General features: G+C 61.1%; 8 protein-coding genes. 7 read left to right on the plus strand and 1 reads right to left on the minus strand.

All coding sequences use genetic code 11. The features are described from left to right. From EOA60_RS09730 to EOA60_RS09745, 4 genes are all read left to right on the plus strand, one after another. Positions 1–1,367: AAA family ATPase (locus EOA60_RS09730; protein WP_206628117.1), on the plus strand; the 1,367-nt coding region annotated here is incomplete at its 5' end. Further along, a complete protein-coding gene (locus tag EOA60_RS09735) occupies positions 1,348–1,833 on the plus strand; it encodes a hypothetical protein (RefSeq protein ID WP_127335021.1) in 486 nt (161 codons plus the stop codon). The genes EOA60_RS09730 and EOA60_RS09735, both read left to right, overlap by 20 nt. 180 nt (positions 1,834–2,013) lie before the next feature. After that, a complete protein-coding gene (locus EOA60_RS09740; RefSeq protein WP_127335020.1) occupies positions 2,014–2,865 on the plus strand; it encodes a hypothetical protein in 852 nt (283 codons plus the stop codon). A 126-nt stretch (positions 2,866–2,991) separates the two neighbouring features. After that, on the plus strand, positions 2,992–3,624 hold the full coding sequence (locus EOA60_RS09745) for a hypothetical protein (protein WP_128311285.1): 633 nt from the start codon (positions 2,992–2,994) through the stop codon (positions 3,622–3,624). An 18-nt stretch (positions 3,625–3,642) separates the two neighbouring features. Here the strand turns inward: EOA60_RS09745 and EOA60_RS09750 are convergent, their stop codons facing one another. Continuing rightward, a complete protein-coding gene (locus EOA60_RS09750; RefSeq protein WP_127335018.1) occupies positions 3,643–3,945 on the minus strand; it encodes a hypothetical protein in 303 nt (100 codons plus the stop codon). A gap of 55 nt (positions 3,946–4,000) precedes the next feature. Between EOA60_RS09750 and EOA60_RS09755 the strand changes: the two genes are divergently transcribed. From EOA60_RS09755 to EOA60_RS09765, 3 genes are read left to right on the plus strand one after another with little or no spacing between them, the layout of a single operon-like run. Then, on the plus strand, positions 4,001–4,552 hold the full coding sequence (locus tag EOA60_RS09755; RefSeq protein WP_127335017.1) for a terminase small subunit: 552 nt from the start codon (positions 4,001–4,003) through the stop codon (positions 4,550–4,552). Next, positions 4,527–6,038 carry a terminase family protein gene (locus tag EOA60_RS09760; protein WP_164748209.1) on the plus strand — a complete coding sequence of 504 codons (1,512 nt, stop codon included), beginning with the start codon at positions 4,527–4,529 and terminating at the stop codon, positions 6,036–6,038. The genes EOA60_RS09755 and EOA60_RS09760 overlap by 26 nt, the downstream gene beginning before the upstream one ends. Further along, positions 6,035–8,398: a hypothetical protein gene (locus EOA60_RS09765; RefSeq protein ID WP_127335016.1), complete on the plus strand. Its 2,364-nt coding sequence runs from the start codon at positions 6,035–6,037 to the stop codon at positions 8,396–8,398. The genes EOA60_RS09760 and EOA60_RS09765 overlap by 4 nt, the downstream gene beginning before the upstream one ends. Positions 8,399–8,575: the final 177 nt, after the last annotated feature.

Here is an 8,575-nt window from a genome sequence, read left to right on the forward strand (position 1 = left end):
GGCTCGAAAGGCGCAGCGAAGCGATTTTCTTTCCCTATCACCTTGGCGGCAAGCGGGTGAACTGGAAGGCGTGCGCCTTTCCCGAAAAAGACTTCATCGGGGAGAAGGGCGGCAAGCTCTGCTTCTACAATCTCGATCGCGTGTTGGCCGCCCAGCCTGGCGACGTCTATTTGGTGGAAGGGGAATGGGACCTGGCCGCCATGGTGGAAGCCGGGTTCCCGCTCGATCGCATCCTGTCAGTCCCGAACGGCGGTCGCGAGAAGAAGGACGACGGTGAGGGCAAGCCCGGTGAACCGGCAGGGTACGACTATGTAGAGCAGGCTCTGCATCGGGGCCTTGGTAGGCATAGACGGTTCATCTGGTGCGGCGACATGGACGACACCGGCCTGTCCCTCAGGCAGGACATGGCCCATCTGCTCGGCGCGGCGAAATTCTGGTTCGTCGAGTGGCCGGAAGGGATCAAAGACGCCAACGACATGTTGCGCGCCGACGGCCCGGAAGCGCTGAAAGAACTCGTCACCGAGGGTGCTCTGCCGTGGCCAGTGACTGGCCTGTACACGTTGGCGGAATTGCCCGAGTTGCCGCCGATCCGCGCCTGGGAAGTGCCAAACATGCCGGCGTGGCGCGGCAAGGTTCTGTTCGCGCCGGGAACCATGTCCGTGGTCACCGGGCACCCAGGTCACGGCAAGACTGCGGTCATGGCGCAAGTGTGGGCCGACATCGCCGACAAGAACGATATCCGTGTGGCGGTCGCAACGTTCGAGACCCGCGCAAAGCCACACTATCGACGCATCCTGCGGACGCTGCATGCGGGCAAGCTCGAACGTGATATGTCGTTCGAGGAACTTCGATATTCGGACGCCTGGATAAACGACCATTACCTTTTCATGCAGCACCCCGAGCAGACGCCGACGCTGAATTGGCTGCTCGAAACGGCAGAGGTGGCGGTGGTCCGTCACGGCGCGCGCGTCGTCCAGCTCGACCCCTGGAATCGCCTCGAAAGCCAACGTGAGCCGCGCGAGACAGAGACCGAATACATCGGCCGCTGCCTGACAGCGATCTACAAGTTCAGCCAGGACATGGGATGCCATGTGCAAATCCTCGCCCATCCCGCGAAGATGGACGGGCCTCGCAAAGGTAGCCCGCCAGAGCTCGACGACATCGCTGGCTCGAAACACTGGGATAACCGCGTCGACCAGGGCCTGGTCGTGCACCGCCCGAAGTTGTTCGACGAGGGCCAGCGCTGCACCGAAGCGGTCATCTACCACAAGAAAACCCGGTTCGACGAACTGGGCCATCCCTGCAAGCTGAAGATCAATTTCAACCTAGCAAACGGAAGGTTCGAAGATGCACCCGACCAGCAATGACGACGACAAGATGGCCCGCGAGATGGATCTGGCGCCCGGTGTCCTAGAAGCCATCATCGAGATGTCGAGCAGGTTTGTGCATACCCGCAACGCCATCATCGACGACTGGGTAAACCTTGCGAATACGACGTGGGCCGACCTTCGGCAGCAGCTGCAGCGCTTCGTCGATGTCGGCGTGGGGCTGCCGGACTATAAGCGGATGATCGCCGAGGTCGACGCCAGGCGAGCTGAGCGAACGAGCGTCGCTAACAGTCAGTTTCCGCAGCTTCAGGCTCTGCTCAGAGGGTACGTCACCAACATCCGAGTCCTCACTGATCGGCAATTCTCGACAGAGCATCAGGCGCTTTGCAGGATTTTGTCCGCGTCGGCCGAGGGCGAAACCGCATTGGATGCGTTGGCGGAAATCTATCGGCGAGAAGCCTCGCGTCGTGGTCTGGCTCATCCATCCGAGCCGAGCCCATTCTGAAGTCAACAAACCAGGAAAGGCTTTCTTGACCATGATCGAGATGAGCGGTGGGCGAAGGTGGAGGAAGTTGGGGACCGGGAGAACCACAGGGTCGCTCGGCACCCCCGCCGCTCCGAGTTTCGCGCCGCGTTCTCATGTCGAGGTCGTCCCGCTCTGGTCGAGCAATTCAGGAACCCCAAAATGCAGCTATTGAACCCCATTACCGCCGTTAGCCTGGCTGGCCTCGCGCCGCACCAACCCGGCACAGGCGAACCGATTTGTGAGCGTGTCGATCCGACGACGCTATTCGTCGATCATGAATACCAGCGCACGATCGGCGAGAAAGGCCGACGTCAAATCCGTCAGATAATCGAGACCTTCTGCTGGACGAAATTCAAGCCCCCGATCTGCGCCTATGCAGAGCATGACGGCCGCACAATCCTGAAGGTGCTCGACGGGCAGCACACCGCGATAGCGGCAGCAAGCAACCCGCACATCAGCCTGATTCCGGTGATGATCGTGGAGGCGCCTGACACCCAGTCGCAGGCAGCTGCGTTTGTTGGCCAAAACACACAACGCCTAGGCGTGACGCCGCTCCAGATTCACCAAGCTGCGGTACTCGCTCAGGAGGAGAATGCTCTCGACGTACAAAACGTTTGCAACCGAGCTGGCGTTCGCGTCCTTCACTGTTTGCCGGGTTCGGGACGGTACAAGCCCGGCGACACTATAGCTATCGCGGCAATCAGGGGTCTCGTAAGCCGCCGCACTTCTATGGGCGCCCGGGTCATCCTGGAAGTGCTGGCCAAGGCTCATCTGGCGCCCATCACGGCTCTGCACATCAAGGCAGCCGATTACCTCATGTCGGACAAAGAACTCTCGCTGAAGTTCGATCCGGAAGACCTAATCAAGGCGATCGGCGACCTTTACCTGACCGCCGAAGATGAAGCCCGGGTGCAAGCCAAGACCATGCGAATACCCGAGTGGCGCGCGCTCGCGATGATCTGGTTCCGGAAGACAAAGAAGAAGCGACAGGTCATGCGCCTGGTCGCCTGATCTGTGCGCGCCGCGGCGACTCCTTCGGCGCGGCGCCACCCCACAAAGGAGAATGAATTTGAACGCACCGGCTGAGCCAAGCTGCCCACCTAGTATGTCGACATCGGTCATGACGAGGCGTCCGCAATGAGGCGTGTGAAGAAACGAACCGCAATGCGGCCGTCGGTGAAGCTGTTCAACGAAATACCTTTCGCCGCCCCGAAGAAGGTTGTGGCTTCGCGAGTTGTCACCGCAGATGAGCGGCAGGCAGACCGGAAACGTGAGCCGCGCGCGGTGGACAAGCTGAAGGCGCTCGACGGCGGCAAAGACGGCGCAAAAGTGACGACGGTCAAGCTTCGCATCTCTGGGAAGCGTAATGACCTGCAAGCGATCCGGTCGAGGCCTGGCACCTTCGAATGGCGCTATGGCCGCAAGAGGCAGGATGCGCTGTTCCATGCTGGGAGCCACCTCGCAATCTTATGGGAGCGGGCTGGCATCGCCGTTGCTTCCTCCGCGGACTTCCTGCGAGGAACCAGCTCCGGCTACGCGACAGAAATTTCGGACAGCAGGGTCGCGGCCATGGATAAACTCGACGGTTTTGTCAAAGAAATGGGACGGGCTTCTGCGGCTCGGCTGATCGACTATTGCGTGTCGGGTCTGACCACAGCGCAGATCGCCATGAAGCACGGCGCGACCGACCGGGAAATGGCTCCCGTCCTGCACCACGATCTGCGCGCTTGTGCTCAGCATTTCAAATTCTTAGCGAGAGGTCGACATTGACTTTCGAGGCGAAACCCCTTAGACAAAACCTAGGTGTCGCATTGCGCCTGCTCCCGACAGATTCCTGTTCTGTTCCGCCGCTCGCCACGGTACAATCTGGCTCGTTACTGAGTCGGCGGGACCATTCATGAAGCAAGAGCAGCGCTTCGCAAAATCCAAGTTCATCGCTTTGAGTTCGGCAGGTACTTTCACGCATACCGCCAGCAACTTCTCCAGCTCAAAATCGAGATAAGCGACCCCCCGAATGATGACCGTGAACGCGTCGTTCCCGCTCATGGTCTCATAGTACTGCATCTCGGCCTGTCGACTGATCACGGCCATGAAGCGCCCACCACCATTTATCTTTTCGCACCCGCTCAGACCGGGAGACTGCCACATGCCTGAACTAACGCCGAAACAGGCGCTCTTCGTCAACGAATATCTTGTCGATCTGAACGCGACAGCAGCGGCAAAGCGCGCCGGCTATAGCGAATTGACAGCACAGGTGCAGGGATCGCGCCTATTATCAAATGTTATGGTCGCTCAGGCCATCGCAGCCAGGCAGGCAGCCATCGCTGACAGGCTCGGCGTGACGCAAGAGAAGATCGTTGCCGAACTGGCGAAGATCGCATTCGCCGACATCCGCAAGGCGGTCCGCTGGGGCAAGAGCCCCGTCGACACCAAATCGGAAAACGCCGATCCGAACGGCCTCGGCGTCTACCCGGTCGAACTGGTGCCAAGCGAGACGATCGACGACGACACTGCGGCTGCGGTTTCTGAGGTGTCGCTGACCCAGACCGGCATCAAGATCAAGATGCACGACAAGAAATCCGCGCTGGTCGACCTGGGCAAGCATCTCGGCATGTTCAAGGAGCGGGTCGAGCATACCGGCAAGGATGGCGCGCCGCTCGTGCCAGTGCTGAATGTCCGCCTCAGCCGCAATAATTGATCTGGAACTTCATCCCAAGCAGTCGGTCGCATTTCAAACCGCTGCAACGGAAGCGCTCTATGGCGGCGCTGCTGGCGGCGGCAAATCGCATCTGATGCGCGTGGCCGCGATCACCTGGTGCAGCGAGATCCCCGGCCTTCAGGTCTACCTGTTTCGCCGCATTCGTGACGATCTGGTCAAGAACCACATGGAAGGCCCGCAAGGCTTTCGCGCGATGCTCGCCGGCTGGGTCGAATGCGGCTTTGTCAGCATTGTCGAGGACGAAATCAGGTTCTGGAACGGGTCAAGGATCTATTTGTGCCACTGCAAGGACGAGAAGGACCGGTTCAAATATCAGGGCGCGGAAATTCACGTGCTGCTGATCGACGAGCTGACGCACTTCACGGAAACGATCTACCGCTTCCTCCGCAACCGTGTGCGCATGGTCGGTATCAAGGTTCCTGCCCACTATGCCGGCCGCTTTCCTCGCATCCTGTGCGGCGCGAACCCGGGCGGCATCGGTCACCAGTTCGTCAAGGCCACGTTCATCGACGGTGCGCTGCCGCTGAACGTCTACACGACCGAACTCAGCGAAGGCGGCATGCGCCGGCAATACATCCCGGCTCAGTTGGAAGACAATCCGAGCATGAACGACAATGACCCTGGCTACGAGAGCCGACTGATGGGTCTCGGCTCGGAAAGCCTGGTGCGCGCAATGCGCTTTGGCGACTGGGATGTGGTCGAGGGCGCATACTTCGACAATTTCGAGCGTCGCCGGCATGTGGTGAAGCCGTTCCACATTCCCGATCACTGGACCCGCTTCCGGGCTGGCGACTGGGGCAGCGCCAAGCCTTTCGCGTTCGGCTGGTATGCGGTCGCATCGGATGACACGATCGTGGCGCCTGGCATCGTGATCCCGCGTGGCGCGCTGGTGAAGTATCGTGAGTGGTATGGCGTAAAGCTCGACAAGTCCGGCAAGTATCTGCCCGACGTCGGCCTGAAACTGCATGCGGGAGCCGTCGGGGCTGGCGTTCGGCAACGCGACTATGACGACACTATCGCCTATGGCGTGCTCGATCCGGCAGCATTCAGCCAGGACGGCGGTCCGTCGATCGCCGAGCGCATGGCAAGCGGCACGACGGGGACGAACGGAGCGACGTTTCGCAGGGCGGACAATAAGCGCACGGCAGGACGCGGCGCGATGGGCGGCTGGGATCAGCTGCGCGGTCGGCTCGATGGTGATGAGGAAGGGCGGCCGATGCTGTTTTTCTTCGACACATGCGTGCACACGATCCGCACGCTGCCGGCGCTGCAGCACGACGAGGCGAACCCGGAAGACCTGAACACCGATCAGGAAGACCACGCCGCCGACGAGACGCGGTACGCCTGCATGTCGCGGCCATGGGTGAGCAAGACGAAGACGTCAGACCCGACGGTGCCGAAAGGCCATATCCAGCTGCCAGGCATGCCTGACGACGGCGCTGGCGCGCGAAGGATCCGTGTATGAGCGATGAGACCGAAGACGACGAGCTCGACGCCGGCCCGGATGCGGTCGATCCGTCGCTCAAGCCCAAGTCCTCAAAGGGCTGGCTGAAACTGATCACCGATCAAGAGAAGGCCGGCTATGCCGACTATCAGGAGCGGTGCACCAACATCCAGAAGCGCTATGCCGATATGGCGCGCCTCGCCAGCATCACGCGCGACCGCGAGTTCCAGATCTTCTGGGCGAACATCGAGGTTCTGAAGCCGTCGATGTATTCGCGGCCTCCGGTGCCTGTGGTTGCCCCCCGCTTTCAGGACCGGCGTCCGTTGCCGCGCACGGCATCCGAACTGGTCGAGCGTTCGACAGTCGTGGCCTTCGATCAGGAAAACATGGATGGCGTTATGCGCTCCGTGCGCGACGACCTCGCCATGTTGGCCCGCGGCTGCATGTGGCTGCGCTACGAGACCAAGAACAAGGGCGAGAATTTCAGCGAGCGCGTTTGCATCGAGCACAAGAACCGCCGCGACTTCGTGCACGATCCGGCCCGTGAGTGGAAGGATGTCGACTGGGTAGCCGGCGGCGCCTGGATGACGCGCAAGGAAATGCGCAAGCGCTTCAAGGCCACTTCCGGCAATGCCTATCAGGATGCCGAATTCGCCAAGCGCAAGGACGACAAGAACAACAGCGACGGGAAGCTCAAGGCCCGCGTCTGGGAACTGTGGTCGAAGTCGGAAAACAAGGTGGTCTGGGTCTCGCCCGGCGTTGACGTCGTGCTCGACGAGGGTGAGCCGCATCTGACGCTGGAAGGGTTCTTCCCCTGCCCGCAGCCGGCCTATGGCACGGTGCAGCCCGAAAGCCTGATCCCGGTCCCGGATTACCTGTTCTACAAGGATCAGATCGAGGAAATAAACGATATCACCAATCGCGTGTCGTCGCTCACGGACGCGCTGCGCGTACGTGGTTTCTATCCGGCTGGCGCGGGTGAGATCGGCGATGCCATTGAGACGGCGCTGAAGTCGGTTACCGACCGGCAGGTGATGATACCGGTCAGCAACTGGGCGGCATTCGGCAACGGCGCGGCGAAAGACACGATCGTCTGGCTGCCGCTCGACATGATCGCGACCACGATCACCCAGCTGATCGCGCTTCGAAAGCAGCTGATCGACGACATTTACCAGATCAGCGGTCTTTCCGACATCATGCGGGGTGAGACAAACCCGAACGAGACGCTGGGCGCGCAGCAGATCAAGACGCAATACGGGTCAGTTCGTATCAGGGATCGGCAGAACGAGCTGGTGCGCATCGCGCGGGACGCGGCGCGCATCGCGGCCGAGATCATGGCGGAGAATTTCCAGCAGAAAACCCTGCTCGACATGAGCCAGATGGACCTGCCGACGGATGCGGATCTCGCGAAGCAGGTGAAGCCGCTCGAGGCCCAAGCCAAGGCGATCGAAAAGGAACTGCAGCAGGCCCAGGCTGACCCGGAAATCGCACAGATGGCGCAGCAGAACCCGGAAGCCGCGCAGCAGATCATGCAGCAGGCCCAGGGCCAGTTGCAGGGCATCGCCAAGCAGATCGACGATCTGAAGAAGACGGTCACCATCGACCAGGTGATGGAGTTCCTGCACGACCAGCGGATCCGGGCTTTCAGTCTCGACATCGAGACGGACAGCACTATCCAGCCCGACGAGAATGCCGAAAAGCAGCGCCGGAGCGAGTTCCTGACGGCGCTGGGCGGCACGCTCGCGCAGTTGGCTCCAATGGTCCAGCAAAGGCCGGAAACGGCTCCATTTGCGGCCGAGCTGCTGAAATTCGCGGTGGCGCCGTTCCGTCCTGGTCGAAGCATGGATGCCGCCATCGACGAGTTCGCCGACAAGATGAAGGAAATGGCTGCGCAGCCTCAGCCGCAGAAGCCCGATCCGAACGCCATGAAGGCAGAGGCAGAGGCGAAAGCCGCTCAGCAGGATGCCGATTTGAAGAAACAGGCGGCCGAACAGGACATGGCGAACAAGCGCGAGCTGCACGCCATGAACATGCAAGAAAAGCAGGCCGAACTGGAAGGCAAGCGCATTGACGCCCGCGCGAGCCAGCACGCCGATGCCGTCAAGTACGCAGCTGATGCTGCTCAGCGCCGCGACCAGCGCTCATTGGAGCGGATCAAGCTCGGTCTGCCCGACATCGAGCCACCGGCGCCGGCACCGAACACTGCCGATTCGGAATTGCTGGTCGAATTGCAGCGCCAGAACGCCGCGATGATGGCCCAGATCGGCCAGTTCATGCAGGTGGTGACGCAAGCCCTCACGGCTCCCAAGCGGATCGTGAAGGGACCGGACGGCAAGCCGATCGGTGTCGAGACAGTGCAGCCTCAACAAGGGATGATGTGAAATGGCAACGACCAGTGAAATCGACGTTGGCATGGATGCCATCGCGCAGCGCATCTACGACCAGCGCCAAGTGATGCTGAAGGTGAAGCAGAATGCTACCGCTGCATCTGCCGCCCTCGCAGCCATCACCACCGACTTCGCCGCGGTCATCTCAGCCGTGCAGGCGTTCGGTACGAG

The organism is Mesorhizobium sp. M1A.F.Ca.IN.020.06.1.1 (assembly GCF_004023265.1).
GTDB lineage: Bacteria > Pseudomonadota > Alphaproteobacteria > Rhizobiales > Rhizobiaceae > Mesorhizobium.